General features: G+C 67.9%; 26 protein-coding genes. 12 read left to right on the plus strand and 14 right to left on the minus strand.

What is annotated here, in order from left to right; translation table 11 throughout:
* Positions 1–7: 7 nt before the first annotated feature.
* On the minus strand, positions 8–1,768 hold the full coding sequence (locus tag C2L58_RS47180) for an acyclic terpene utilization AtuA family protein (RefSeq protein ID WP_199191768.1): 1,761 nt from the start codon (positions 1,766–1,768) through the stop codon (positions 8–10).
* A 63-nt stretch (positions 1,769–1,831) separates the two neighbouring features.
* Here C2L58_RS47180 and C2L58_RS47185 point away from each other — a divergent pair, with 63 nt between their 5' ends.
* Entirely contained in the window at positions 1,832–2,440 is a 609-nt protein-coding gene (locus C2L58_RS47185) for a TetR/AcrR family transcriptional regulator (RefSeq protein WP_233226334.1), read from the plus strand.
* A 29-nt stretch (positions 2,441–2,469) separates the two neighbouring features.
* Here the strand turns inward: C2L58_RS47185 and C2L58_RS47190 are convergent, their stop codons facing one another.
* From C2L58_RS47190 to C2L58_RS47200, 3 genes are read right to left on the minus strand one after another with little or no spacing between them, the layout of a single operon-like run.
* Positions 2,470–3,633 carry an MAB_1171c family putative transporter gene (locus tag C2L58_RS47190; RefSeq protein ID WP_103344149.1) on the minus strand — a complete coding sequence of 388 codons (1,164 nt, stop codon included), beginning with the start codon at positions 3,631–3,633 and terminating at the stop codon, positions 2,470–2,472.
* A complete protein-coding gene (locus C2L58_RS47195) occupies positions 3,630–4,118 on the minus strand; it encodes a hypothetical protein (protein WP_199191769.1) in 489 nt (162 codons plus the stop codon). Before C2L58_RS47195 ends, C2L58_RS47190 begins: the two co-directional genes overlap by 4 nt.
* Positions 4,119–4,124: 6 nt before the next feature.
* Positions 4,125–4,556 carry a helix-turn-helix transcriptional regulator gene (locus C2L58_RS47200; protein WP_103344150.1) on the minus strand — a complete coding sequence of 144 codons (432 nt, stop codon included), beginning with the start codon at positions 4,554–4,556 and terminating at the stop codon, positions 4,125–4,127.
* 188 nt (positions 4,557–4,744) lie between these two features.
* Here C2L58_RS47200 and C2L58_RS47205 point away from each other — a divergent pair, with 188 nt between their 5' ends.
* The gene (locus tag C2L58_RS47205; protein WP_146073849.1) at positions 4,745–5,281 is read left to right on the plus strand and encodes a hypothetical protein; all 537 of its coding nucleotides are present in this window, start codon (positions 4,745–4,747) and stop codon (positions 5,279–5,281) included.
* A gap of 180 nt (positions 5,282–5,461) precedes the next feature.
* Here the strand turns inward: C2L58_RS47205 and C2L58_RS47210 are convergent, their stop codons facing one another.
* Positions 5,462–6,388, minus strand: coding sequence for an AraC family transcriptional regulator (locus C2L58_RS47210; RefSeq protein WP_103344152.1), 927 nt, complete (start codon positions 6,386–6,388; stop codon positions 5,462–5,464).
* Positions 6,389–6,492: 104 nt separating this feature from the next.
* Here C2L58_RS47210 and C2L58_RS47215 point away from each other — a divergent pair, with 104 nt between their 5' ends.
* From C2L58_RS47215 to C2L58_RS47255, 9 genes are all read left to right on the plus strand, one after another.
* A complete protein-coding gene (locus C2L58_RS47215) occupies positions 6,493–7,413 on the plus strand; it encodes an NADP-dependent oxidoreductase (protein ID WP_103344153.1) in 921 nt (306 codons plus the stop codon).
* A gap of 179 nt (positions 7,414–7,592) precedes the next feature.
* The gene (locus tag C2L58_RS47220; protein ID WP_103344154.1) at positions 7,593–8,915 is read left to right on the plus strand and encodes an MSMEG_0569 family flavin-dependent oxidoreductase; all 1,323 of its coding nucleotides are present in this window, start codon (positions 7,593–7,595) and stop codon (positions 8,913–8,915) included.
* Positions 8,915–9,751 (plus strand): amidohydrolase family protein, encoded by an 837-nt coding sequence (locus C2L58_RS47225; RefSeq protein ID WP_103344155.1) that lies wholly within the window; start codon positions 8,915–8,917, stop codon positions 9,749–9,751. The genes C2L58_RS47220 and C2L58_RS47225 overlap by 1 nt, the downstream gene beginning before the upstream one ends.
* A 4-nt stretch (positions 9,752–9,755) precedes the next feature.
* Complete coding sequence (locus C2L58_RS47230) at positions 9,756–10,268, plus strand: MSMEG_0572/Sll0783 family nitrogen starvation response protein (RefSeq protein WP_086864132.1); 513 nt, start codon at positions 9,756–9,758, stop codon at positions 10,266–10,268.
* A gap of 9 nt (positions 10,269–10,277) precedes the next feature.
* On the plus strand, positions 10,278–11,348 hold the full coding sequence (locus C2L58_RS47235; RefSeq protein ID WP_103344156.1) for an MSMEG_0568 family radical SAM protein: 1,071 nt from the start codon (positions 10,278–10,280) through the stop codon (positions 11,346–11,348).
* Between the two features lies 1 nt (position 11,349).
* Positions 11,350–12,720, plus strand: coding sequence for an MSMEG_0567/sll0787 family protein (locus C2L58_RS47240; protein WP_103344157.1), 1,371 nt, complete (start codon positions 11,350–11,352; stop codon positions 12,718–12,720).
* Positions 12,717–13,565, plus strand: a complete 849-nt coding sequence (locus C2L58_RS47245) for a carbon-nitrogen hydrolase family protein (protein ID WP_103344158.1) — start codon at positions 12,717–12,719, stop codon at positions 13,563–13,565. Before C2L58_RS47240 ends, C2L58_RS47245 begins: the two co-directional genes overlap by 4 nt.
* Positions 13,547–14,377 carry a carbon-nitrogen hydrolase family protein gene (locus tag C2L58_RS47250; RefSeq protein ID WP_103344159.1) on the plus strand — a complete coding sequence of 277 codons (831 nt, stop codon included), beginning with the start codon at positions 13,547–13,549 and terminating at the stop codon, positions 14,375–14,377. Before C2L58_RS47245 ends, C2L58_RS47250 begins: the two co-directional genes overlap by 19 nt.
* Positions 14,377–15,489 (plus strand): MSMEG_0565 family glycosyltransferase, encoded by a 1,113-nt coding sequence (locus tag C2L58_RS47255; RefSeq protein ID WP_233226335.1) that lies wholly within the window; start codon positions 14,377–14,379, stop codon positions 15,487–15,489. The genes C2L58_RS47250 and C2L58_RS47255 overlap by 1 nt, the downstream gene beginning before the upstream one ends.
* A 25-nt stretch (positions 15,490–15,514) precedes the next feature.
* On the opposite strand, the gene C2L58_RS47260 is transcribed toward C2L58_RS47255, so the two are convergent.
* The 8 genes from C2L58_RS47260 to C2L58_RS47295 all read right to left on the minus strand — a co-directional run bounded on the left by C2L58_RS47260 (position 15,515) and on the right by C2L58_RS47295 (position 24,672).
* Positions 15,515–17,479 carry a right-handed parallel beta-helix repeat-containing protein gene (locus C2L58_RS47260; protein ID WP_103344160.1) on the minus strand — a complete coding sequence of 655 codons (1,965 nt, stop codon included), beginning with the start codon at positions 17,477–17,479 and terminating at the stop codon, positions 15,515–15,517.
* A 688-nt stretch (positions 17,480–18,167) separates the two neighbouring features.
* The gene (locus C2L58_RS47265) at positions 18,168–19,340 is read right to left on the minus strand and encodes a protein kinase family protein (protein WP_199191770.1); all 1,173 of its coding nucleotides are present in this window, start codon (positions 19,338–19,340) and stop codon (positions 18,168–18,170) included.
* Positions 19,341–19,426: 86 nt separating this feature from the next.
* Positions 19,427–20,854 (minus strand): SAVED domain-containing protein, encoded by a 1,428-nt coding sequence (locus C2L58_RS49115; RefSeq protein WP_158264265.1) that lies wholly within the window; start codon positions 20,852–20,854, stop codon positions 19,427–19,429.
* A 41-nt stretch (positions 20,855–20,895) separates the two neighbouring features.
* Positions 20,896–21,429, minus strand: coding sequence for a Mov34/MPN/PAD-1 family protein (locus C2L58_RS47275; RefSeq protein WP_199191771.1), 534 nt, complete (start codon positions 21,427–21,429; stop codon positions 20,896–20,898).
* Positions 21,414–22,697, minus strand: coding sequence for a ThiF family adenylyltransferase (locus C2L58_RS47280; RefSeq protein ID WP_103344162.1), 1,284 nt, complete (start codon positions 22,695–22,697; stop codon positions 21,414–21,416). The genes C2L58_RS47275 and C2L58_RS47280 overlap by 16 nt, the downstream gene beginning before the upstream one ends.
* A complete protein-coding gene (locus C2L58_RS50175) occupies positions 22,694–23,035 on the minus strand; it encodes a hypothetical protein (protein ID WP_233226336.1) in 342 nt (113 codons plus the stop codon). The genes C2L58_RS47280 and C2L58_RS50175 overlap by 4 nt, the downstream gene beginning before the upstream one ends.
* A gap of 207 nt (positions 23,036–23,242) precedes the next feature.
* Positions 23,243–24,214 carry an SMODS domain-containing nucleotidyltransferase gene (locus tag C2L58_RS47290; RefSeq protein WP_103344164.1) on the minus strand — a complete coding sequence of 324 codons (972 nt, stop codon included), beginning with the start codon at positions 24,212–24,214 and terminating at the stop codon, positions 23,243–23,245.
* 197 nt (positions 24,215–24,411) lie between these two features.
* On the minus strand, positions 24,412–24,672 hold the full coding sequence (locus C2L58_RS47295) for a helix-turn-helix domain-containing protein (protein WP_103344165.1): 261 nt from the start codon (positions 24,670–24,672) through the stop codon (positions 24,412–24,414).
* Positions 24,673–25,015: 343 nt separating this feature from the next.
* On the opposite strand from C2L58_RS47295, the gene C2L58_RS47300 reads away from it, so the two are divergent.
* Complete coding sequence (locus C2L58_RS47300; RefSeq protein WP_146073851.1) at positions 25,016–26,083, plus strand: hypothetical protein; 1,068 nt, start codon at positions 25,016–25,018, stop codon at positions 26,081–26,083.
* Positions 26,084–26,192: 109 nt separating this feature from the next.
* Here the strand turns inward: C2L58_RS47300 and C2L58_RS51195 are convergent.
* Positions 26,193–26,447: hypothetical protein (locus C2L58_RS51195; RefSeq protein WP_233226337.1), on the minus strand; the 255-nt coding region annotated here is incomplete at its 5' end.

Raw genomic sequence — 26,447 nt, forward strand, 5'->3', positions numbered from 1 at the left:
TCTCCGGTCAGTGCAGCAGGGCGGTCGGGACGTCGACGTGGCGGGCGCGGAGGAACTCGCCCAGGGACTTGCCGATCTGGTCGAGCGCGAGGTTCGCCGAGCCGCTGGGCGGGAAGTAGCCGCGCAGCACGAACGAGATGCCGTGCAGGTTCGGCTGTTCGTAGCGCTCGATGGCCACGTCCTCCGGGCAGTTCAGCAGCTCGCGGAGCCGGTCGGCGGTGAGGAACCCCGCGAGCCATGGCCACGCGGCATCGTCTCGAGCCCACACGCCGAGGTTGGCGTTGGCCCCCTTGTCGCCGGTGCGCGCGTAGACGAGCTGTCCGAAGGGGACAGTCGCGGTGGGACCGGAGGGAGCCGCGGGGCTCGCCGGGGTTTCGGGCTGGCCGGTGAAGACGACGGTGTCCGGTGGGGGAGCGATGTCGAGGACCCGGCCGTCGGGCAGGTGGACCTGGTGGCGCAGGTCGGTCTGGCGGACCAGCCCGGGCCAGTAGTCGATCCGCGGCCGGCCGCCCATGGAGTACATCTGGGTCATGTCGATGTAGAAGCCGGGGATGCTGCCGAGGCCGTAGGAGCAGAACTGGTTCAAGAACCCCGAAACCGTCTTCTGCTCCGCCGCGGCGGCCGTGACCTGGACGGCGACCGTGGCCTGCCACTGGTCCTTCGGATCGGGGACCGGCTGTCCGCAGACGAAGAAGTGCAGCTCGTCCACGGGGTGGTCCTGGCGAGCGCGTTCGGCCTGGGCTTTGAGGACGTCGATCTTGGCGTCGACGTCCAAGCCGGTGGGGAAGAGCCAGGTCGCGCCGCGGTAGCCGCGCTGGAAGTTGACCCCGACCTTGGTCGTCTCGGAGGCGGCGCTGCCGCGGGCGCCGGTGACGCGCACGCGGTCCGGCCCGTCCTGGGCGAGCGTGATGGAGTCGGTGTGCCAGGTGACGTCCGGGTTGAGGTAGCGCGGGCCCTGGATCTCGTACATCAGCTGCGCGGTCACGGTGTCGACGGTGACCGCGCCGCCGTCGCCGGCGCGTTTGGTGATCACGAAGGTGCCGTCTTCGTCGACCTCGGCGATGGGGAAGCCGGGCAGGGTGTTGTCGGCGATGCCGGTGAAGCCGGCGAAGTTGCCGCCGGTGGCCTGCGGCCCGCATTCGATGATGTGCGCGGCGGCGGTCGCGCCGGCGATGCGGTCCAGGTCCCCGCGCTGCCAGCCGTGCCACCACGCGGCGGGGCCGGTGACGAGGGAGGCGTCCGCGACCCGGCCGGTGATGACGATGTCGGCGCCTTCGTCGAGCGCGGTCTTGATGCCCCAGCCGCCGAGGTAGGCGTTGACGGCCAGCAGGTCGTCGATCTCCAGCGGGGCGCCGGTTTCCAGGTGGTTCAGCTGCCCGTCGGCGATCAGGTCCTTCGCGGTGTCGGTGAGGTCGTCGCCGGTCACGTACGCGACCTTGAGGGACAGGCCCAGCGCCGCGACCTCGGTGCGGACCGCTTCGGCGAGCCCGGCCGGGTGGTAGATCCCGGCGTTGGTGACGACCTTGATCCCCTTCTCGGCGAGGGCGGGAAGCTGGGGACGCAGCTGGCGGAGGAAGAACTCGGAGAAGAACTCGCGCCGGGCTTCGCGATTGCCGTGGAAGCCGGCGACGACCATCGACATGGTGATCTCGGCCATCGAATCGCCGATCACGACGTCCACCGGATCGCCTTGGACGGCCTCTTCGAACGCGGAGAACCTGTCACCCATCGCGCCGGAGAAGTTCGCGATCCGGACCGGACGCGCCATGGCGGCCACCTCGCTTCGTTGACACCTGTCGCTGAAAATGGACGCTACTGCTATCGTTGACAAGTGTCAACGAACGAGGGTCTGCGGGCGCCCGCCCGCACCGACAGCGCCGATCCCCGGGCCGCGCGCGTGCGCGACCGGCTCCGGTCGGCCGCGTTCGAGCTGATCGAACAACGCCGGGTGGAGCGGATCTCGGTCAGCGACATCACCCAGCTCGCCGGCGTGAGCAGGCAGGTCTTCTACCAGCACTTCCGCGACCGCGACGACGCCGTCGCGCAGGCTGTCGCGGCCTCGTTCCGGGAGCTCACCCCCGGTGACGGGGAAGACCCGCGCGCGGTGATCCACCGCCTGTGCGAGTTCTCGGCCCGGCACGCGGAGCTCTACCGCAACCTTTACCCCAGCGCGGCGTCGCAGCAGACGGCGAACGCCTACCGCGACCTCCTGCACCCGGCGTGCATCCGGCTCGTCGACCACCTGCCGAACCCGGCAACGCTCGCGGATTTCGTCCTGGGCGGCATCATCGAACTCCTCCGGCTGCCGGCGGAAGGTTCGGGCGCACCGGCCACGGCCGAGTTGCTGCGCCGCCGCGTCGACGCCTGCCTCGATGTCCTCAGTGGACCTTCGATCCCGGGTGGGCTGGATTCAGCCTCTGGCTCTGAACTGAACACTTAGCCGGCCGGGCTGCCTCGTAGCCGCGGACCTCAAGGACGTCCCCACGACCTGACTTGGGCCGCGACGCCGGTGACCACTGGGTCGCGCATGCGTGAGGCGAGAGCCATCAGGCTCGCGACCTCGCCGTCGAGGTCGACGGCCGAGGACCAGGACACCACGTCGGAATCCGAAATGGTGGCCTGGTCGTGGTCCAGTTCCAGGGCTACGAGCAGCACGCAGGCGTCGAGTGCGAGTTCGTCGCCCTCGGGCAAGGCGGTCTTCGTCATGTCGCGCAGCTCGGGTGGGACGCGGCCGGCCAGCTCCACTTGCGCGTCACGGATCTCCACGGCCCGCCGGTACAGCAGCAACTCGGTCGACCGGATCGACAGCAGGGTGACCAGGGGGTGCGGTGGCGGCCTGAGCACGGTGGCGGGCGCCGCCGTGGTGAGGGTGGTCCACAAGCCGCGGAGCCGTTGGTAGTCCGCCTGTCTGCGGGCCAGCCTCCTGAGCCGGTGGACCAGCGGGATCAGGCCGCTCACACCGGCCAGGAGCAGGGACGCCTGGAGGAGGTAGCGGGCCGTTACCAGGATGACGTCGTCCGCGGGCGTGTGGAGGCCGAAGCCCTGGGTGAGGATCGCCCAGCTCCGGCCGAGGACGTACCCGAGGACGAGGGTGCTGCCCAGCCACAGCAGCTTCATCGCGGTCCGCAGGGGGCCCGGCCGCGCCGAACGCCAGTGCCTGCCGAGGAAGGACCGCCCGGTGACCATGCCGATGGCCAGGCACACCTGGAAGATCGTGAGATACGCGAAGACCCTGATGTCGTCGCCGCGCGAGGTGCCGAAGTCGGGCTGCTCGAAGCGGCGGGGCAGCACCGGGAACAGGACGCACAGGCAGACCATGGCGACGCTGAGCGCGATCTGGCTCCGGCGCAGGGGACTCCGCCTCGAACGGTCGGCGTTGGTGACCAGGGCGGCCAGCTCCAGCGTGGTCGTGATCGTGACCAGTGCGAGAACGTGCCCGAGCAGGATCGTCAGGTCCGGCACGCCGAAGAACCGGTCGACCACTGGGCGGATGTCGAGGTGCAGCGTGGTCGCGGACGCGGTGACGGCAAGCAGCACGATCGTGCCGATCCGCCGCTGCGGGGTGCCCCAGAGACCCGGCAGGCGCCACAGCACGACCAGCCACATGACCGACAGGACGACGGCCAGTGTCATGGGCGCCGGTCGACGTCGAAGACGGCGGCGAGGTTGCCCAAAGTCTCGGTGGGCGGTGGTTCCGGAGCCACCCAGCCGGCCCGCTCGAGGATCAGCGCGGCGACCATCTCGGCTTCTTCCTCCTGAGGCGTCGAGTAGCGGGTGCGCATGAGGATCCGGCGGACCACGTCCGGATCCAGGTCGCCGAACAGGGAGGCGTCCGTCTTGTGGTCGCAGAGCAGGTGGCCGAGCTCGTGCAGGATGATGTTCTGCTGGTGCAGTGCGCTGGCGCCGTTCGCGTAGAAGACGTGGTCGGAGTCGTCCAAGGCGATCCACACGCCACACGGCAAGTCCGGCGACGCGGCGAACGGCAACGGATGCAGGTGCAGCTTCCGGTGGCGGCTGCAGGAGATCTGCTCGCACAACGCCTTCACCGAGAACGGGTTCGGCAGCTCGAACCCCGCGAGCCTTGCCTGGCTTGTGTGGCGCAACCGTCTCCAGGCCATGCCGTGCTACTCCTCGCCCTCTGCGGATGGGGGCAGACCTTCGATCGCCCTGGCGTGCTCGATCATGCCCATGATCGCCTTGAGCCCGGCCGGGGAGAGGCCCGCGGTGCGCAGGGCCACCTTGTGGACGTCCTGGTCCCGCATCGCGGCCAACAGCTCCAATTGGCTGTCGACAGCGCTGGTGTCTTCGTCCAGGAAGTAGGACGGCCGCACACCGAAGAACTTGGCCAGCCCCTCGAGGTGCCGCTTCGTCGGGTTGTCCCGCAGCCCTTTGCGCAGCTGCCAGATGTAGGTGTGCGAGATCGGCACGCCCTCGTTGCGGATCGCGGTGGCCACTTCTTCGTAGCTGTACTCGCCCCGGCCCGCGGGGTGCATGGTGCGGAAGAGCCGGTCCAGCCGGTCCGCCAACCCTGCTGCTGGTTCATCTCGGTCAGGCACGCCGTCAATCTTAGTTGATGCTCGGGGCGCCTGCGGTCAGCTGTTGACAACTGGACGGCGTCTTTGGGATGCTCCCATCAACTCAGATTTACGGATGCCCCGGGCATCGTAAGCTGGGGATGAGGGGGAGGGGGTCTTTCTCGGCTGCGGTATGGCTTTTCACTTTCCGGATCAACTGGAGGAATTCCATGAGTCTGTTTCGAGGGGCGGCTGTCACGGTGGCTCTTGCTGTGGCGATGACGGGGTCGGCATCCGTTGCGGTCGATGCTGCGCCGGCAAAGCCGAATGTGAACCTCTCCGTGAAGAACGGTGTGCCGGTCACGGAGGCCGATCTGCCGGCGAACGCGCCGCCGGCGATGCGAGAGGCCGTGAAGGCGACGAACTCGCCCAGGGCGAACTTCGCAGGTTGGCCCGCCGGGTGCTGGCTCTACCTCGACCTGTGGGCGGAAAACCAGCGGACCGAATTCGTGTTCCAATGGGACAGCAACCTCGTCGTCTATGTCGATGGAAGCCCGCGGTGGGACTCCAAGACCTACAACGGTGGTTGGTCGATCTGCTACCAGTCGGACGGGAACGTGGTCATCTACAGCCGTGACGGTGTGGCGCTGTGGGACACGAAAACCTGGGGTAATCCGGGCGACTGGATTTATGTCCAGCCGGACAGCAACGTAGTCATCTATTCGGCGGACAACCGTGCTCTCTGGGACACCAAAACCTGGCGCTGAGGCCATCCCTCGCGGGCGGTTCCCCGGACCGCTCGCGAGGGCCCCGTCCCGGAGATCACACCGATCGTCCTGCCAGACGGCCGCTGATCCGAGTCCATGTGCTGCTGGTGATGGAGCGTCGTCCGCGGGGGAGTGCGCGATGAGCGCGGTCGGTTCTTCCCGGCTCCGCGGACCTTCGGCTCATCCTGCGATCGCCTGGGACGTTCGCCAGCGGCCGGGCGGGGAGTGGTGGTGGCGCTTGAAGGCGGCGGCGAAAGAGAATTCGGTGGCGTATCCCAGGGAATGCGCGATCGCGGCCAGGCTCGAGTCGCCTTCTCGCAGTTGCTCGCGCGCCAGCGCCATGCGCCAGTCGGTGACGTAGGTCAGCGGGGCCACGCCGAGCAGCGAGGTGAACCGGCGCGCGAACGTCGCGCGTGACAGAGATGCCTCGGCGGCGAGGTCGGCGACCGTCCAGGCGCGGGCCGGGGTTTCGTGCACGGCACGCAATGCGGCGCCGACCGCCGGATCGTGCATTGCGCGGAACCACGCGGGCGCCGCCTGGACGTCGGCGGTGAGCTGTTCGCGCAGCGCCTGGACGAGGACGACGTCGAGCAGGCTGTCCAGCAACGCTTGCTGGCCCGGTGCGTCGCGGAGGATCTCGGTGGCGAACACGTCGAGGATCGCGCGGAGGCTCGACCCGGCGCGTGGGCGCACCACGGTGAGGTCCGGTAGCCCGGAGAGCAGGCCGGCGCAGAGTTCGCCTTCGAAGGTGTACGCGCCGCAGAAGAACGTGGTGGGGTCACCCGACTCGTCGCCGAACTTCATCCGCCGCGCACCTCCCGCCGAGGTGGAGCAGAGCTGGTAGGCGAACGGCACCACGTCGGCGCCCGGCGTGTGGGCCATGAACTGCCGGACCGGGCCGCGGATCAGGACGACGTCGCCGGGCAGCACCCGGCGGGACCGGCCGGGGTCGCCGGTCCACGCGAACGCCTCGCCGCCGAGGATGCCGTGGATCGCCAGCTTGGCACCCGTGGGGAACTCGACGCCCCATGCGCCGCGCGCCGTCGAGTGCGAGAACGCGGCGCCGCGAGCGCGCGAGCGCTGCAACAAGTCGGTCAGAACGTCCACGCATGAGACGATCGCATATTTTTTCGCGCGATTCCAGCATGGATCATGCCTTCCGGCTCCGGTTTGCTGGTGGTCGGAACAAGGAGCGCGGAAGGAGGGGCGACATGCCCCAGGCAGTGCGGTTCGACAACTACGGCGACATCGATGTGCTGGAGGTGCGGGAGGTACCCAGGCCGTCGCCGGCGGCCGGCGAGGTGCTGGTGCGCGTGCGGGCCGCGGGGATCAACCCCGGTGAGAACACCATCCGGATCGGCGCGCTGCACGAGCGGTGGCCCGCGGCGTTCCCGTCCGGGCAGGGCAGCGACCTGGCCGGGGTCGTGGAAGAGGTCGGCTCCGGGGTGCACAGCTGGTCGGTCGGTGACGAAGTGATCGGCTGGGTGGACACCCGGGCCAGCCACGCCGAGCTGGTCGTCGTCCCCGCCGGGCACCTCGTGCCGCGAGACCCGGCCGTGCCGTCGGAGGTCGGCGGTTCGCTGTTCGTCGCGGGCACCACCGCGCACGCGAACGTGCGGGCCGTCGGGGCCGGTCCGGGCGACACGGTCGTCGTCGCGGGTGCCGCCGGCGGGGTCGGCACGCTGACCGTCCAGTTGCTGCGCCACGCCGGAGCCACCGTCATCGGGCTGGCCGGCGAGTCCAATCACGCGTGGCTGCGCGAGCACGGCGTGCTCCCGGTGGCTTACGGCGACGGCGTGCTGGACCGGATCCGCGAGGTGGCGACCGACGGCGTCGACGCGTTCGTCGACAACTTCGGAGACGGCTACCTCGACCTGGCGCTGGAGCTCGGCGTGGCGAAGGACCGGATCAACACCATCATCGACTTCGCCGGCGCGGCGCGGACCGGCGTCAAGGCCGAGGGCATGGTCGGCTCCGCGACCGTCGAGGTGCTGACCGAACTCGTGAAGCTGGTGGCGGCGGGTGATCTCGAGGTACCGATCGCCGCCACCTACCCGCTCACCGAGGTCCGCGAGGCCTATCGCGACCTGATGCGCCGGCACACGCGCGGCAAGATCGTGCTCATCCCCTAATGAACAACGCGGCCTTCTCGTCGCGCCTTTGACAGCGCGCGGCGCCGCTGAATCCGCGGAGCGGCCGCCGCCGGATGTTAAGCGGCACCGGGGAAAAGTTGTCACTCAGCGGGACCCGGTAACACGCCGGTGTTCCGGATGAAACGGTCCGGAAATGGTTCGCCGGTGCACTGATCGGCATGAACCTCCAGCTCGACGGCCTGCACCGGCCGGTGATCGTGGTCGGCGGCGGCCAGGCGGGACTGTCGATGTCCCACTGCCTGACCACTGCCGGGGTCGGGCACCTGGTGCTCGAACGCGAGCGCGCGGGGCACGAATGGCGGACCCGCCGCTGGGACAGTTTCTGCCTGGTCACGCCGAATTGGCAATGCCGGCTGCCCGGGTTCCCCTACGTGGGCGAGGATCCGGACGGGTTCATGGTCCGGGACGAGATCGTCGCCTACCTCGAGGCGTACGTGAAGGAGTTCGACGTCCCGCTGCACGAGGGTGTCGAAGCAAAGCGGCTGCGGCAGCTCCCCGGCGGCGGGTTCCGGCTCACGACGTCGGCCGGCGAGCTGACCGCCGACCACGTCGTGCTGGCCACCGGCCCGTACCAGGTGCCGCTGAAGCCGCGGCTGGCCGAGCGGCTGCCCGAGCACGTCGTTCAGCTGCACTCCGCGGAATACCGCAACCCGGCCCAGCTGCCCGAGGGTGAGGTGCTGGTCGTCGGTACCGGGCAGTCCGGCTGCCAGATCGCCGAAGACCTGCACCTGGCCGGGCGCCGCGTGCACCTCGCCGTCGGGTCGGCGCCGCGGGTGGCCCGGCGCTACCGCGGCCGTGACGTCGTCGCGTGGCTCGACGAGATGGGCTACTACGCCCGGGGGATCGAGGAGTTCGCCGATGCGGACGCCGTGCGGTTCCGGGCCAACCACTACGTCACCGGCCGCGACGGCGGGCACGACATCGACCTGCGCGCGTTCGCCGCGGACGGCATGCAGCTCTACGGCCGGCTCGACTCCGTCCGAAGTGGACAGCTGAGCTTCGCGGACGACCTGCGCCGCAACCTCGACGCCGCCGACGCCGTGTCCGAAGGCATCAAGGACTCGATCGACGCGTTCATCGCCCACCGCGGGATCGCGGCGCCGCGAGAACCGCGCTACCAGCCCGTGTGGGAGCCGCCGAGCGGGCCCCGCACCCTTGACGTGGAAGCGCTTTCGGCCGTCGTCTGGAGCACCGGGTTCGGCCGCGACCACCGCTGGATCGACGTCCCGGTGTTCGACGGCAAGGGCTACCCGACGCACCACCGCGGCGTCACCAGCTGTCCCGGGCTGTACTTCCTCGGCCTGCCGTGGCAGCACACCTGGGGCTCCGGCCGGTTCTGCGGCGTCGCCGCGGACGCGGAGTACCTGACCCGGCGGATCACCGACGTCGGCCGCGGCGGCGACGTCCGGTGGCTCTCCGGCACGCCGGTGAGCACCTACCCGGCCGACGACGACTGGGTCGCGCCCCGGACGGTGGCCTGATGCGCTGGACCCACGACGCCCACCGGCACCTGGGCGTGCTCCCGGCCTACCCGTTCTACGGTGGTCCGCCGGTCGCACCGGCGATCGGCAGCCGCGCGACGATCGGCGAAATGCTGGCCGATCTGGACCGCGAAGGCACCGAACGCGCGCTGGTGATCCCGAACTACGGCGTCCCGGACCCGGCGATCGCGTTCTCCTTCAACGAGCTCTGCGTCGAAGCGGCGGGCAAGGACGACCGGATCAGCGCCGCGCTGTGGGTGTCTCCGCGGGTCGGAGACGCCGACCGCACCGAAGAAGCACTGAAGCTGGCGGGCGAAGAAGGCGTACGAGCGCTGAAGCTCAGCTTCCTGCTCGGCGGCCGGGCGTCCGACCCCGCCTGCAAGCCCCAGCTGGACCGGATCTTCGCCACCGCGCGGGAACACGACCTCGTCGTGCACGTCCACACCTCGCCGGGCGCGGCGTCCGACATCGACGAGGTCGGCAAGCTCGTCGACACCTACGCCGGCGACGTCAAGCTGCACCTCGTCCACTTCGGCGGCGGGATGAGCGGGCACATCAAGCTCGTCGGCGGCCGGTTCTTCGACTGGATCACCGCCGGGAAGCAGGTCTACACCGACCTGTCCTGGGCGATCGGCTTCACGCCCCGCTGGCTCGTCGAGGAGATCTCACGCCGGGGCATCGGCCACGACCGCGTGCTCTTCGCCTCCGACGAGCCGTGGGGCGATCACGAGGGCGAACTCGCCAAGCTGGCCGCCGCGGCCGGCGACGGCGAGCTCGCCGACCTGGTTTTCCGCGGCACGTTCGACGTGCTGTACGGACCGAAGAAAGGGAAATAGACCGATGGCAGAGCTGACCGAGACCGAGAAGACCAGCCTCGACGAGATCCCGCACCCGTCGCTGCCGCAGGGCTCCAGCCTGTACGGCGGGACCAAGGTCTTCCCGGACTACCAGGCCGAACCCGGCCAGAGCTACTTCACGCTCGTGCACGGCATCGCGCACGAGTCGTCGGTGAGCTTCGTCGCGATCCTGCAGGCGACCCGCGCGCTGCGGAAGGGCTTCGAGGCGGCGATCTACTTCTACGGCCCGGGTTCGCTGAACTGCCTGGCCACCCGCGGCTTCCCGACCACCGGCAACGCCGCGTTCCCGGGCGAGCTGAACATCAACGACCAGCTCAAGACGTTCATCAGCGAAGGCGGCAAGGCCTACTGCTGCCGGTTCGGGCTTTCGCTGCACGGGGCCCGCGAGGAGGACCTCATCGAGGGCGTCATCCCGACCCACCCGCTGGACGTGCAGGACGCGTTGATCCACTACGCACGCAAGGGCGCCATCATCAACTCCACCTACATGTTCTAGGAGCGGTCCGTGCGCGTTGGCATCGATCAAGAGCTGGACATCCGCGCCGACATCGCCGTCCGCGGGGTGCGCATGGACGCACCTGTGCAGCGCAGCAAGGGCGCCGGGCCGAGCGACGACGGCCACCTGGTCGTCGACGGTGCCAACGCCACGCTGCCGCTGAACCACGACAGCCCGTACGAAGTGCGGGACGGCCGGATCCACCGGGGAACGGCCGACCTCGGCTTGAGCGTCATGCCGGTGGCGCGGCCGCGGTTCTACGATCTGTCCACTTCGGACGGTATCGCGTACCGGAAGATCGCGCTGCTGCACGGCAAGGACGTCCTCGCGTCCACCGTCGTGCAGACGTGCATCCGGTACGCGGAGGACCAGCGGTGCCGGTTCTGCACCATCGAGGAGTCGCTGCGGGCGGGCTCCACGGTGGCCGCGAAGACACCGCAGCAGCTCGCGGAGGTCGCCGAGGCGGCGGTGCGCCTCGACGGCGTCCGGCAGATGGTGCTGACGACCGGGACGACGGCCGGGCCGGATCGCGGGGCCCGGCACCTCGTCCGGTGCGTCCGGGCGGTGCTCGACGCCGTGCCGGGCCTGCCGATCCAGGTGCAGATCGAGCCGCCGGGCGACCTCGGCGTGCTCACCGAACTGCGTGACGCCGGGGCGACGTCGATCGGCATCCACGTCGAGTCGCTCGACGACGACGTCCGGCGGCGCTGGATGCCGGGCAAGGCGACCGTGCCGCTGGCCGAGTACGAGGCCGCGTGGGCGGAGGCGGTCCGGGTGTTCGGCCGCAACCGCGTCTCGACCTACCTGCTGATCGGCCTCGGCGAAGACCCGGACGAGCTGGTCGAGGGCGCCGGCCGGCTGATCGACGCGGGCGTGTACCCGTTCGTCGTCCCGATGCGGCCGATGCTCGGCACCCTCGCCCGCCGCGACGGTGCCACCGCGCCGTCGCCTTCGCTGGTCGCCGACGTCACGAGCCGGGTCGCGGCCTTGCTGCGGGCGGCCGGGATGACCGGGGCCGACCAGGGCGCGGGCTGCGCCGCGTGCGGTGCCTGCGGGCTGCTCAGCGCGGCGGGAGGCTGACGTGGACCACGACATCCTCGCGCTGCTCGGTGACGTCCGCAGCGTCGCCGCCCGCCCGGCGTTCCACATCGAGCCCGCCGACCACAGTGGACTCACGGCGTACCGCGCGTTGCGCCACGAGGCGTTCGTGGCGCGGCAGGGCCTGTTCGCCGGGCACGATCTCGACGACCACGACACCGATCCGCGCACGATCGTGCTGGTCGCGCGGGACACCACCGGAGACGTGCTCGGCGGGGTCCGGCTCGGCCCGGCCACCGACGGGCTCGACCTCGGGTGGTGGCGGGGCGGGCGCCTGGTCGTCGCGCCCGGCTCGCCGGCCGGAATCGGCTCGGCGCTGGTCCGCGCGGCCTGCGCGCGGGCCGAGGCCGAAGGCGCGCTGCGGTTCGAGGCCACCGTCCAGATCCGCACCGAGAAGCTGTTCACCCGGCTCGGCTGGCAGCGGGTGCGGCCGGTGACCGTCGCCGGGCACGACCACGTGCTGATGCGGTGGCCGATCGGCCGGATCGCCGCGCTGGCCCGGTCGACGAAGGCCGCGCTCGGGCCGCTGCTGCGCGGGCTGACCGGCGTGCCCGGCTTCGTCGGCGACGACGGCGTCCCGCTGCCCGGCACCGATGTCGTCGCCGCCTGCGACGCGATCATCCCGGCCATGGTCGAACGCGACCCGGAATGGGCGGGCTGGTGCTCGGTGCTGGTCAACCTCAACGACCTGGCCGCGATGGGGGCCACACCGATCGGGTTGCTCGACGCGCTCGGCGCCCGGGACGCGTCCTTCGCCGCCCGTGTCCTCAGTGGACTGCGGAAGGCGAGCGAGGCGTACGGCGTGCCGGTGCTCGGCGGGCACACGCAGTTCGGCGTCCCGGCTTCGCTGTCGGTGACGGCGCTCGGCCGGACCACCGACCCGGTCCCCGGCGGCGGCGGGCAGCCCGGGCAGCGCGTCTGGCTCAGCGCCGACCTCGGCGGCGGGTGGCGGCCCGGCTACACGGGACGTCAGTGGGACTCGACGAGCTTCCGTCGTACTCCCGAGCTGCGCGAACTGCTCGGCTCGGTCGCGAAGGCGAGACCGGCCGCGGCCAAGGACGTCTCGATGGCCGGGATCGCCGGCACTCTGGGCATGCTCGCCGAAGCGTCGGGCTGCGGCGCGGTGCTCGACGTCGAACGCGTGCCGCGGCCGCGGGGAGCGTCCACAGGGGACTGGCTGACCTGCTTCCCGGGCTTCGCGATGCTGACCACCGGCGCCCCGGCCCCCGCCGGGCCCGCGGTCACCGCGGCCTGCGGCGAACTGGTCGCGGGCACCGGCGTCACGCTGCGCTGGCCCGACGGCGAACGGACGACCGCCATCGGCGGCGGCGTCACCGGATTGGGGAATTCATGACGACACTGAGGATGGCCGCGGTCGCCGCGCCGTTCGACCGCGACCTCGAAGCCGACTTCGCCCGCATCGAGAAGCTGATCGGCGAGGCGAAAGCCGAAGGCGTCCGGCTGCTGGCCCTGCCCGAGGCGGCGCTCGGCGGCTACCTGGCCAACCTCGACGGCGGCGCCGAGGGGCCGCCCGCGCTGGCCGCCGACGGCCCGGAGCTGAAGCGGCTGGCCGCACTGGCCGGCGACCTGGTGGTCACGGCGGGGTACTGCGAACTCGCCGGTGGCCGCCGCTACAACTCCGCGGTGTGCGTCACCGGCGACGGCGTCCTCGGCCACCACCGCAAGGTCCACCAGCCCCTCTCCGAGAACGCCAGCTACGGCGCGGGGCGCGAGTTCGCCGCGTTCGACACGCCGATCGGGCGGCTGGGCATGCTGATCTGCTACGACAAGGCGTTCCCGGAATCGGCGCGGGCCCTGGCCCTCGACGGCGCCGAGATCGTCGTCTGCATGAGCGCCTGGCCCGGCAGCCGGACCCACCCGGCCGCCGACCTCGCCGAAGACCGCTGGAAGCGCCGGTTCGACCTGTTCGACCAGGCCCGCGCGCTGGAGAACCAGATCGTCTGGCTTTCGGCCAACCAGTCCGGCACCTTCGGCGACCTGCGGTTCGTCGCGAGCGCCAAGGTCGTCGACCCGGGCGGCGAGATCCTCGCCGGCACCGGCGTCGCCGAGGGGATGGCCATCGCCGAGCTGGACGTCCCCGTGGCGCTGGCCACCGCCCGGCGGTCGATGGGGCACTTGGCCGACAGACGGCCCGAGGCCTACGCGTTAGTGTCACGTGGATGGGGCAGATCCGCATAGGGGCCGTGGCCGCGCACTTCGGCCGCGACCTCGACTTCGACCTCCAGCGCATCGCGACGCTGATCGACCACGCGCGCTCGTCCGGCGCCGCGCTGCTGGTGCTGCCGGACGCGGCCCTCGGCGGCTACCTCGCCGACCTGCGCCACCCGGACCCGGACGCGTTGCCCCCGGCGCTCGACCCGGACTGCGCGGAGCTCAAGACCATCTCGTCGCTCGCCGCGGAGATGGTCGTCTGCGTGGGCTACTGCGAGGCCGACGGGCCGCGGCGCTACAACTCCGCGGTGTGCGTCACCGGCGACGGGGTGCTCGGGCGGCACCGCAAGGTCCACCAGCCGCCGGGGGAGAGCATCGCCTACGAGCCGGGCGACCGGTTCGCCGCGTTCGACACGCCGGTCGGGCGGCTGGGCATGCTGATCGACTACGACAAGACGTTCCCCGAGTCGGCCCGGTCCCTCGCCATCGACGGCGCCGACATCGTCGCCTGCCTGAGCGCGTGGCCGACCAGCATCACCAACCGCGCGCCGCGGATGGCGCAGGACCGCCAGTCGCGCCTGTTCGACCTCTACGACCAGGCGCGGGCGGCGGAGAACCAGGTCGTGCTCGTCTCGTCCAACCAGACCGGAGCGATGGGCGGAATGCGGTTCCTCGGCCAGGCCAAGGTCGTCGGGCCCGGCGGCGAGATCCTCGCCCGCACCTGGTCGAAGGCCGGGATCGCGGTGGCCGAACTCGACATCGGGCAGGAGCTCGCCAACGCCCGGCGCGTCCTGCACCACCTGGGGGAACGGAAACCGTCGGTGTACCGGGAGGCCTGATGCGCATCGCCCTGCTGAGCTACTCGACCAAACCGCGCGGCGGGGTCGTGCACACCCTTTCCCTGGCCGAGGCGCTCGCGGATCTCGGCGAAGACGTCACCGTGTGGACGCTCGGCCGTGGCGGCGACGCGGGGTTCTTCCGGCCGGTCGACCCGCGCGTGCGGCTGGCGATCGTCCCGTTCCCCGACGTCCCGGACGAGTCCGTCGGCGAGCGGATCCTGCGCTCCATCGCGGTGTTGCGCGCGGCCTTCACCCCGGACGCCTACGACGTCGTGCACGCGCAGGACTGCATCAGCGCGAACGCCGTCGACACTTGCGTCCGGACCGTCCACCACCTCGACACCTTCACGACGCCGGAGCTGGCGGCCTGCCACGAACGCGCGATCGTCCGGCCGTACGCGCACATCTGCGTGTCCGCCTCGGTTGCCGCCGAGATCCGCGACGGCTGGGGCATCGAGGCGGCGGTGATCCCCAACGGCGTCGACTACGACCGCTTCGCGACCGCGCCGCGTACCCCTTCGCGTGGGCGATACGTCCTGGCGGTGGGCGGGATCGAGCCGCGGAAGGGCTCGCTGGACCTGCTGGAGGCGTACGCGCTACTGGCCGAGCCGGACCTCCGCCTGCTGATCGCCGGCGGCGAGACGCTCTTCGACTACCGCGACTACCGGGCGCGCTGGGAGAAACGCGCCGCCGAGCTGGGCGTCTCGCCGGTCGTGCTGGGTCCGGTCGCGCACGACGCGCTGCCGTCGCTGGTCGCTTCGGCGGCGGTGTTCGCCTTCCCGTCCACCAAAGAAGGCTTCGGGCTGGCCGCGATGGAGGCGCTCGCCGCCGGGGTACCGGTGGTGACTCGCGACCTGCCCGTGCTGAGGGAGGTCTTCGGCGGGGCCGTGCGGTTCGCCGCCGACCCGCCCGGCTTCGCTCGCGAGTTGCGTGCGGCGCTCGACGGCACCGACCCGGCGTCCGGCCGGGCACTGGCCCGGCACTACACGTGGGCCGCGGCCGCCGAAGCCCATCGGAACTTCTACCGGGGCCTGCGTCGCTCCGCCGGGCCAGGTGGCTGGTCACCGGCGCCCTCCAGCCGTGCCCCGGACGGCTGCCCGGCCGGAGGGTGAGCCCCGGCCGGGCGGCGTCCACGAGTCAGCCGGCCGGGGTCCAGCCGAGGATGTCGGCGTAGGCCGCTTCCAGGCCCGCGTTGGTGCGGATGCTCGCCGGGATGCCGCCGGCGTCGGTGATCGCGTGGTTGTTCTTGATCACCACGGCTTTCTGGTTGTAGTCGGCGCTGCCGTTCTCCCAGTAGTTGTTCTCGATGTCGAGCGGGTCGTAGGTGCCCTTGTTCAGCGTGTAGTCGGTGTGCTTCGAGCCCCAGGCGAGATCGGCGTTGTACAGGCCGTTGCCGGTGATCGTGATGTTCCCCGCGCCGTTGTCGGTGTAGACGGCCTTGCCGGCGCCCTTCTGGTCGTGGATCACGTTGCCGGTGACCTTCTCGCCGCCGGCCATGTTCGGTCCGGTGTTGCCGTTGGTGTAGATCCCGGCGCCGTCGGCGAGCAGCTGCATGTGGTCGAAGATCAGGTTGCCGGAAAGGGTGTTGTTGTTGCTGTAGTTGGGTTCCGCCTTGATCTTCACCTTGTCCGGCCAGCCGCCCCAGCCGATGGAGATCCCGCTGTAGGGGGTGTGGTCGATCTGGTTGTGCGAGACCGTGGTGTGTTCGGTGTAGCCGATGTCCATCCCGATGCCGCCCGCGTACTCCACCGACGTGGCGAACACGTGGTTGTCGAGCAACCGGTTGCCGCTGGTGTGCTGCGCCGCCGCGGTCGGCAGGGTGATGTCGACGCCGCCGAGCTCCAGCCCGTTGCCGGAGATGTCGGTGAACACGCTGCCCTGCACCAGGTCGTTCTGCGAGCCGGTGCCGAGGTCGAGTCCCGCCGCGCCCAGGTGGACGAACGCGTCCCGCGTGAAGCTGATGTTCTTGTCGTAGGCGAAGGAGACGTTGCCCGGTTCCTTGGTCCAGTTGCCGTACGGGCATTTGCCGCTGTCGATGAATTGGCAGAGCCCTTGCTGGTCGAAGCCGTGGGCGCCGGTCAGCGTGTAGTTCGCCTGGATCTCGGAGAATCCTTCGGGCGTGCTCGGGAAGTTCCAGGTGGCGTAGGAGAACTGGAGGCCGTTGAACGTGATGTCGTGCACTGGCGTCGACGCCGTGCCGATGCCGGACACCAGGGTTTCCAGGGCGGGCGCGGTCACCGTCTCCTTGGTGATGTCCTCACCGGGCTTCGGCACGTAGAAGACGGTGTGCGCGGTGTTGTCGAGGTACCACTCACCGGCGGAAAGCAGCTCGTAGGCGTTCTCCACCGCGGTGGGCAGCTCGGTGATGGCCTGGCGGCCGACCAGTTCGACCGTGCGACCGGAGTCGTCGGTGCGCATCACGCGTTTCGTCGAGTTGTCCCAGCACGGCTGCGCCATCTTGATCGTCGTCGGCGAGATCGTGTTCACCGGGCACCGCGGCTGCGTCCACGCGCCGAGGCCTCCGGTGTAGACGAAGTCGATGTCCTTGGGGTTGCGCCAGTTGTCCATCGCGGCCGACGACGTCGTGTAGCCGCCGGTGATCCTGGTCAAGGTCACCGGAAGGGCGCCGGTCGCCCGCGGGACACGGGCACCGTTGACGTAGAGCTGGCGCGTCCGCAGCGTCGCGGGGGCGGGCGCGGACCAGATGTTCTTGCTGCTGTCGGCCACTTTCCAGCCGGTGATCGCCACGCCGCCGCTGATGACCGGCCGGGCCCCGGGCGCGGCGGTCCAGAGCACCCGGTGACCATTGGAGCCGGAGTCGGCAGCGGTCAGCTGCAGCGGCGCGCTCATCGCGTAGGTGCCGCCGGCGAGGCTGACGGAGACATCGCCCGTCATGCCCGGGATCAGCCCCCGCACGAGCTGCTGCGCGCGTTGCAGTGTCCGGACGGACTGCGCATCGCTCGTGCCATCGTGGGTGTCGTCGCCGGTCGGCGCAACATGGACAACCTGCTGAGGCGCGGACGTCGCCGGGGTGACCAGCGCCCCGGTCGCCGTCAACGCGAGGCCGCTCGCGAACAGTGCCGCCTTGACTCGTGTACGCACCGATGACCGTCCTTCGTCGGAGGCTCTGGGCGTTCAGAGTTTGACCGGCGTAGGGGGGACTGTCAACGATTGATCGGATGATTCATGTGGATAAAAGGTATGAATCGGGCGCATACGCGCTCTGATGTCCCGGTCATCGGATCTCTGCTTCTTGATGCCCAGGCCGCCGCGCCCCGGCCGGCCACTCTGCCGCCGGATGGGAAGCCGTTGAATGGCCGCGCGGCCATTCAACGGCTCGCAAGAGCGGTTCGGCCGGATCGAGGAGGTCGCGACAGCCGCGGCGGACGTAGAAGTCGTCCGGATGGCCAAACCCGTAGGTCGAGGCTGGTGTGATTGCTGCGGGTGCACCTGGGGAGCCGCTATTCGAACCGCTCTGACCTGCGGGAACGTCTTGAGGAAGCGGTCGAGAAGCTGTCGCAGCGTGCCGGAGGGCGGTCGCCTCGCCGTACGTAGCCCGCAGCCTACGCGTTTGAGGGCGGGGCACTGGCGCGCAACGCGTCAGCGTCTCGCCCACGTCTAACCATGCTGCTTGCGGCGGGCGCCGGTCACCGCATGGTGGCCGCATCGGCACTCATAGCAACCCCATGCCACGGGTATCCATGGGGGTATCGATGGCTTGCGGCGTTGACCGCCGGGCGTCCGATCCTTGGGGGCTGCTGGTCGGGTCTGGTCGCCGGCTGTCTTCGGGTCAGGCTGTGGCGTCCGCTGGGAGCGATTCCATTCGCTCAACATCTAGGATGATTGTGCGAGCGTCAGGGTATCGCTGGCCAATATCGTTGGTGGTGCACTTCTGAACGATCCGACTTATCTCGTCGTCGGTGCGTGACAGTGACTCCTTGCCGGTGAAAATATAGGACAGTATCCAGCCGATCGAGTACACCTCGTTGAGGACGTTGTACTCCTTGAAGCTGTTCAGCGTGGGGTCGAGTATCGTGCCGCGCATCTCTGTCTTGGTGTGAGTGAAGTCCGACGCGTGGTCTTTCGCCAGGCCGAAATCGGAAAGTTTCACCAGGACTGCCTTGCTCGCGTAGACCTTCAGGAGGACGTTTTGGAGGCTGAGGTCGCGGTGAAGCAAATTTTGCCCGTGGATGTAGTTGATCCCGTATAGGAACTGGAGAGCGATCCGCTTGCGGGTGGCGAAGGTCAGGTTGTTGTTCCGCCTGTTGATGTACTTGCGCAGTGTCTCGTCGCAGAATTCCATTTTGTATTCGTCGCGGGATTCGTCGTATTGGTAGACCTCGACGACGTAGGGGAAGCTGAGCCGCTTCAGGATGTTGAACTCTTCCCTGAATCGGTGCAAGTCGCGATCGTCTAACCCCTTCTTTGCTCGCTTGACTGCGATCTTGATTCCGTAGTCGGGGTCGACGAAGGAAAAGACATGCGCGTACGAACCTTCCCCGATCAGTTGGAGCTTGACCGTCGGGGCCTGCTTCTTGAGTTTTACCATTGTTTCAGAGCGGACGAAGACCGGCTCGTACCTGACAATTTCGATGGGCACGAAGTTCTCTGGCACTGTACTGCCGCCACCCATGGACAGCCACGGTTTGCACCGCCGTACGGCTGCGTCATAGTCCCTGCGGAACGCAACATCAAACCCGGCTCGCCGCAGTGTCCCGATCGTCTCAGCCAGCTCGTCAATCAACGCGATCAACGCCCGGCTGTTGTCGGCCCAGTAGTGGCGCGTTGACCTCGCCCTGCCGTTGATCTGATCAAAATGGTCGTTCAACCGCTGATGCAGGCTCGCAAAAACCTGTCCGAACCGCTCATCATCGGCGTACAGGCGCAAGTAAGCAGTTGAGGCGGGCTCTGCCGCGTACTGGTCCGTGAGGTCGGCAAGCATCAGCTCCACGGGATCAGCCACGTCGTGTTGACCTCCTCGTACCGCCCGAACCCGCACCATACCGACCCCACCGCTGTCGATCCTCGCAGACAGCAACGCACGATCGGTTACGCCTCAACGACGAAGGCTGGTGCATATCCCCTACCAGGGCCGAGGTGTTCATATACGGTGGTGGGTGCGAGGCGGTTCCATCTGTGGCCGAGCAGAAGGGCGAGTCCGCCCGGGCCGGCCAGGTAGAGGTGGATACGTTCAGCGGGGCGGCGTTCTAGTTCGAGACGGATGGAGTTGCGGATTTCCTGGACGTAGGCGACTGCTTCCCCGGGACCGCCGACTGCCTGGTCGTGGGCGCCGTCCGTGGGCAAAAATACAACCAGTTCCCCCACAGGGATTGCAGTATCGCGGAGATACTGCGTAACGGCGGCGGTGGGGTCGACGGCGATGCCGATCGCGACGGCCAGATCGGTCCCTGCATCCACGGGGACCCGTGTGACAGCGGGAGGCGGTACCGGCTTCCTCGGCGTGTTGCTGGACCACAGGGCGCCTTGTTGTACGTAGCTGACGGTCTTACCGGTCACGTGTGCGAGTTGGGCTCCGGCCAAGAAGAACGTTGCTTGTCGGAGCGCACCCCGGACCAAGATGTCTTGGGCACCGGCACTTTTGAGGCGGTTGACTGCGTCGTTGAGGTCGCGGGCCATGGCAGCCCAATTGGCAGGATCAGTGGGTCGCGCGCGGGTCATGGGGCTGTCGCCGTGGTAGAGGTCGACCCAGTCGAGGGTTTCAGTGGCGTCTTCGGGGTGCGGATCGCGGTCGATCGCTTGGATGAGGAGAATTGCGCGAGGTTTGGCGGCTCTGAGTCTGAGTTCGTCGATCTGGTCGTGGATGTCGTGGGCTGTGAGTATCCGCTTTCCGCCACGGATCCATTCAGCTGCGGCGAAGATCCCTGTCTCGAGTGCGTCCTCGTCGTGGCGCAGGCCGGCGGCGAGCATCAGTACTTGCGCGCGGTCGCGTTCGCTGGCGACGGTCAGGCCGGTGCGGAAGGTGAGGTGGTCGAGCATGTTGATGAGGTCGTCGCGGGAGGAGCCGACGTGTTCGGCCCAGGCTGCTACTTGAAGACCGGCAGCGGAATCCGGCAGGGCGAGTCGAGCGAAGGGTGTGAGGAGTTCGGTTCTGCCGTCGACTCGGCTCAGCAGGGGGTCTTCGGGGTCGAGGACGCGGTTGCTGAGTAGCTCCAGTGTTGGCGGTTGGTCGTCATTGCGAAGAAGTTGGTAGCTGTTGTACAGCTTTTCGAGGACCGATTTTCCGCGGCGTGGCCGGTCGGTGAGGTATTTGTCATTGATCATCGAGGCTGTGGTGGTTGCCCACTTCACCTGCGTGTATCGGTGTCCAAGTGTCGGCCTACGGAGCACGACGTCATCGACGTTGCCGGCTCCGTTGATCTCGAGTTCAAGCTGAGTGATCTCGTTGTGTGGCTGTATGACGCGCAGGGCAGCACCCCAGGCGATGAGATCTTGGTAATGGTCTCCGCTGCGGCGCACGCCACTCCGTGACGGGAGTCCTGCGGAAGGGGTGGGGTGGGTCATGTCGGCAGGAGTCCTTGTCCGTCAACGTGGTCGGTGGGGCCGACCGGTATGGCCGTGATGGTGCTGGAGGTACAGGCCCAGGCGATCATGACGATGTCGGGTACGTGGGGTGACGGCAAAGGTCCGATGATGATGGACAGGATCACGGTGAATTGGAGTTCTGGGTCTGCGAGCAGGCTGCAGTAGGTCTCGATGTCGGTCTTGCTGGGAACAGGTTCGGTGGTCGGGTGGGTGTGCCATTCGCCGATCCAGATACTGCCGTCTGCCTCAAATGCGGTATCTGCCAGCTGCTGGGCATGGGCGCGATCACGCAGGAAGGAGGCGGGTGTGCGCACTGCGGCGGGGCCGGGGTCGCCGGCGTGACGAACGTCGGCGACGCCGTCTGTGCTGATGTCGCCGAGCAGAATTCCTCCGGTCTCCCGACCATCGCTGGCAGCGCCGACCTCGCGGACGATTGTTCGGGCCGCCACGTCGGCGAGCCGGACCTGTCGAATCGTCCCCAATCCCGCGTGGGTCATGCCGGCTCGCATGTGGGGCAGCCTGGTCGAGGCGGTTTCGCCGGCAACCAGCGAATAGCGGCGCTACCTTCCACGTCAAACGGTGGCGCTAAACCCGGCTGGGGCCGCAGCCCGATCACACCGTGTTCCCCAGCAAGTGTCTGGTCGGGATGGCCGCGACGTTCCAATAGCGTCGCTACGCTGACCTTCGCGGCGAGTTGCCCGACGAGGTGTAGATCTGACCCGACAGCAGTCATAGGGCGGTGGGTTGTTCCCGTGCCGTAGTCGGCGTCCAAAGCAGGTTCGGGATCGATGGCACCGTCTTCGACCAGTGCCTCGCGTTGACAAACGAGGCATCCACGATCCAGCCACGGCCTCAGGCGGATGATCTCACCAAGTCCCCCGTCCTCCAGGACGCAGGCAAGCACGGCATCGCGGTTGGCGCGGCGGGCGAGGTGGCTGACGACTCGGCGGGGCGCAACGCCGTCGGCCGCACACAGCACGAGGTGTACACGTCGCAGAAGGGCTCGTACACGGTCGGCGTCACCAATGACGTCGAGCGGAAGCGCCTCGACTGTGGTGTCCGGGCGAAGATCGCTGAGTTGCCGCTTGAGCACGTCGACTTTGCGCTGGCCGACGTACCGGGCGTCGCCGAGGTGACGGACGAGGTTGCGTCCCAGTAGTCGGTCGGGATCGAGCAGGATCAGACGCCCTAATCCATAGGTAGCCAGCGCATGGGCCGCAGCACCTCCGATGCTGCCAGCACCCACTACGAGCACCGACGTCATGGCGAGGTCAGCAACGGGCCAATGTCCGGCAAGTTGCTGAATACCCTGGTCGGGGGCCTGAACGTCGAGATCCACGGGTTCCACGGCGGTCGGGGTAACGTACCAGGCGGCAATGTCTGGAATATCCACTTCCGGATAGGAGGTGTGGACGTCGGCGGAAACCGTCAGCGCTAGGTAGCTGCCCCCGCCGGGGCTCATCCATCCCGCGTCGATGGAAGATTTGAATCCATCAAGCTTCAGACCACCTCGTATTTTGCGGAGGTGCCACCAAAGAAGATGCAACTCGGGCGGGACTCGGTACCACCGGTGGCCGGCACGGGAATCAGCTGAGCTGAGGAAGTGGGTCTTGGGTTGAATTGCGGCCGGCAGGATCGGATCGTTGCCGTGCGATACCGCTATGACCGCTCCGACATTGTCGGTGTCGGAAGCTTTGTAGGTGATCTGACCCCACTGCCCACCGTCTCGGATGCGTTGCGCGGCAGAGTTTGGGACAAGGACGAGGAGGTCGGTCATGCGTTCTCCTCATCCGATGGTGGCGACTGTGCGAGGGCTTCATCGATCAGGTGATCGTGGCTGGCGTCAGTCACGATTCCGTTTATCGTCATCGCTTCGATTACGCCGGCTTTGAGGAGTGTGTACTCGATTCGCCACCCTGCGGCCTTCAGCAGCAGGTCGGTGATCGAGTCACGACCAGTCCACGTCGCTGCATCTTGTAGCAGGCACAGGCTGCCGTCGCCCATGACATGAAACCGGGCCTGGGTGTACTCGACAGGTTCAGGGACCGGATCGAGGGGGTAAATGGCGGGCGGCACCATCGGGTAAGCATGCCCATACTTGACTTCGACTGGCATGCCGGCGTCACCGATCAGCTGCCGCAGACGGGCCGGTTCCGTCCGGTCGAACGGCCACGGCGGCAGCCGTCCCTCCCAGTGCCCCGGCCCGTCTGGGACCCAGATCAGGTCTGGGAAGCGCTCTGTGACCTCTGCTTGGTCGCGTGCGAGCCGTCTCGGCTCACACGCCCACCAAGTCACCGGCTGATCGTCATTTAGAGGCATGCGTCAGCCTTGCGGCGCGTCCTTGATCGGGCGGGGCCGCAGCAACGTGGGACCGACCACCGCTGCTGCCTGGGTTGTCTTCTTCTCCTCCGGAACCGGGAAGTCCTCACCGAACAGCTCCCGCCAGACCTTCGCCGCACCGTCGGTGTCGCCGTCCGCGGCAGCAGCACACGCCCGCTTGGCCAAATCACGTGCACTCTCCAGGGAAGAGCGCAAGGCAGCCACGTCGAGGTCGGGCTGTATATCGCCGCAATGCCCGGCCGGATCTTCGACGCCGTAGCCGATCTCCACAGCTGCTGCGGTGAAGAACGCCTTCAACGCCTCGGGCCGGTTCTTATCCACAGGCAGGCACTCGAGCGCGAGCACCTCGATGACCAGTGACTTGACCTTGGTCGGTACGCCATGCCGCCACAGCTTGAGCACACGAACCATCGGCCGGAAGTATGACCACTTCTCCTGACGGAGCTGCACCTCGCGGATCAGGTACTCAGGATCGGCCGTGTTCCACTCACCCTGCCGAGTGCTCGGCACTTGCAGAGTGTTGTCGGGCTGCCGCAGGGCCGGCATGACGTCGACCGTGAAAGCGTCGTCCTGCTCGGGCGGGTCGATGAAGCATTTCACCGCCCGGTCCCGGGTCCGGCCCAGCCGGACCAGCTGGTCCACGCTGCCGTTGGTCGCCCCCAACAGCGTGTTAACCCGCTTGCGCACATGATCGAGGGCGTCCTGAGACGAGGTACCCGGCGAGCCCCAGTCGGTGTGCTGCTCCTGGTCGAAGACGACGATGAGATCGACATCATGGACCGGCTTGAGCTGGGTGCTACGGCGCAGCGACCCCGAGCCGAAGACCTCTACGACGTCACCTTCCGCGCGGAGCGCATCGCTGAATACGTCCCGCCGCTCCCGAGCAAGGGCGACCTGCTCGGGGTCGGCGTCCACGGTCTTCTGGTAATCATCGAACGCTGCGTTCAAGTCCATGCCACACCTCGTATGTGATCAACACCTTCGGAGCTGTACGCCGCGACTCAGGACTCCAGTCCGAGGATGAGTGGCTCACACCGCACCGCTGAACCCACGATAGGCGCGCCCACCGACAAAACAGCGCCCGACGGGGCCGGAATCGGACACCAGCTCGAAGCGTATCGGGGTCGCTACGCAGTTGTGGACTGAGCCGCTTACTCGGTCCCTGCGGCGGTGGAGGGTGGTGGTTCGAGCCCGTCAACGAGGACAGCGGGGTTGACCTTGAGGGCAGCCGCCAGCTTGAGGATGTTGTGGAGGGTGACGTTGCGTCGGCCCCGTTCGACTTGGCCAATGAAGGTCCAGTGCAGGCCGGCGTGGTGGGCGAGCAGCTCTTGGGTGTAGCCGAGCTGCTGGCGGTGGGCGCGGATGCGCGCACCGAAGGCCGCGGTGGCTGTCGAGAGAGGTGGAGGAGCCATGTTGGCTCAACTTCATCTGTCCAGAGACTGATGATCCAGAGACTAGGCGTATAGAGACTAGACGTACTACTCCACGGGGTCTTATTATCGGCCGTCTCGGTCGACCGGCCGGGAGCATGTAGATCCAGGACATGAGGGAGGTGGACACCTATGACCAGGCTCTTTGCCGGCGGTGGCGGCGGCAGCGGGGGCGGTGGTGGCCGCGGCGGCTACTAGGCCGATCGAGTGAAGGTGCCCCGGACCTGCGTCAATCAGGTCCGGGGCACTCTCATGTTAGAAGACCTTCGAGCCGGCGCAAAGTGGATATTGCACACCCTTGGAATGCGTTGCGTATTGTTGATCTATGCCGAGTGTGCTTCAGCGTCTCTACAAAACCAAACTCATGCTGATAGCAAGCATTTCGACTTCCATTGGCGTCATCATGCTGACTATTGCGGCGCTACGGGGCTGGGGCACAATTTCGTTTATCGAAGTAGGCGCCGGGCTCGCCGGCCTAGGCATCTTGCCGATCATAATCGAATTCTATGTTTCCAAAGACAACGATGAACGGCTCTCCGCCGCGATCGACGCCAAAGCCTCGGTGCTGGCAGCAGCGGTACTGGACGGCCTCGCCGGATCGCCGCAACGGGCGCAATCCCTCGCTCCGCAGGTGCGTACTCAGGTCGTGCGCAACTGCATTGCCGCCGACGTCAACGACGCAGAACTCGCCACCGACCTGTCCGGCCATTTGGAATGGCAGATCAGCCAAACACTGCGGCCCCGGCGCTACGACGCGCACATCACCGTCAGCCTGACACCCGCAAAGCACGGACCTTCCACGGGACTGGGTTCACTCTTCGAGGTGATGACCACCGGGCGATACCGGACGCCGAGCCTACCCGAGATCATGCGATTTTCCGCAGTGTCCGACCATCGCACCTACAGGGCACTTCTCAACGATCCGTCCTCCATCGAGACATGGCTAACCGAGCCCCCGGCGCCGGGAGTCGAGGTCGACCACGAACCGCTGGAGCTACTGCAATGCGTCATCAACGGAATCCCGCAAACCATCGAACGACAAGCCACCGACGCCGGCCTGCTGTTCGGCGTCGCCCGAAACCAACAGGCCAACAAAGACACTGGCGATTTCGACGTGTCCTACACGCACAAAACCTATGCGACACAACACGGCCACCTGCTATATGTCGACTTCCTCGCCACCAAGGGTCTTCGCCTGGACTTCACCTACACGCCCAACTGTGACATACGGTATGTCAACGTGTTGCCCTACAGCACCGGCCCGCGACAGCCGCGCATCGAACGCAGCCCAGCCGACGCCGCCAATCAGACAATTCGTCTCGAATTCGGCGCCAACGCCTGGGCCACCGGAGTGGCCTTCACCTGGACACTCGACCGCGAAGTGATGCTTTGACAAGTAGAGCGGCTGCCTGAGGCGAGGCCGTGGAAGTCGACCACTGCTGAGCCGTGGACACACGCGAAGCGCACTGCGTGAATCTGCTCGATCTCGGCCAGCGAATCAGCTATCGGTATTCGCCGTTTCCGTCGACGTAGAACGTTCCACTGTTGTGAGTCTGAGGTGTGGGGAATGGCTCGTCCTGCTGCTCGTAGTAATCAAAGCCGTTGAATCGTTTGGCGAACTGGTCGGCGTTGCCCGGATTCGGATTGGGGTTTAGAGCGTGTCTTACGTGGTGATCGGTCGCTGGTGAGCGATGATGTTGGTTGTGGTTGATCGGTTGTCGCTGCGGTTGGTGCCGGACGAGTTGTGGGCGCTGATC

This window comes from Amycolatopsis sp. CA-126428 (assembly GCF_002904335.1).
GTDB lineage: Bacteria > Actinomycetota > Actinomycetes > Mycobacteriales > Pseudonocardiaceae > Amycolatopsis.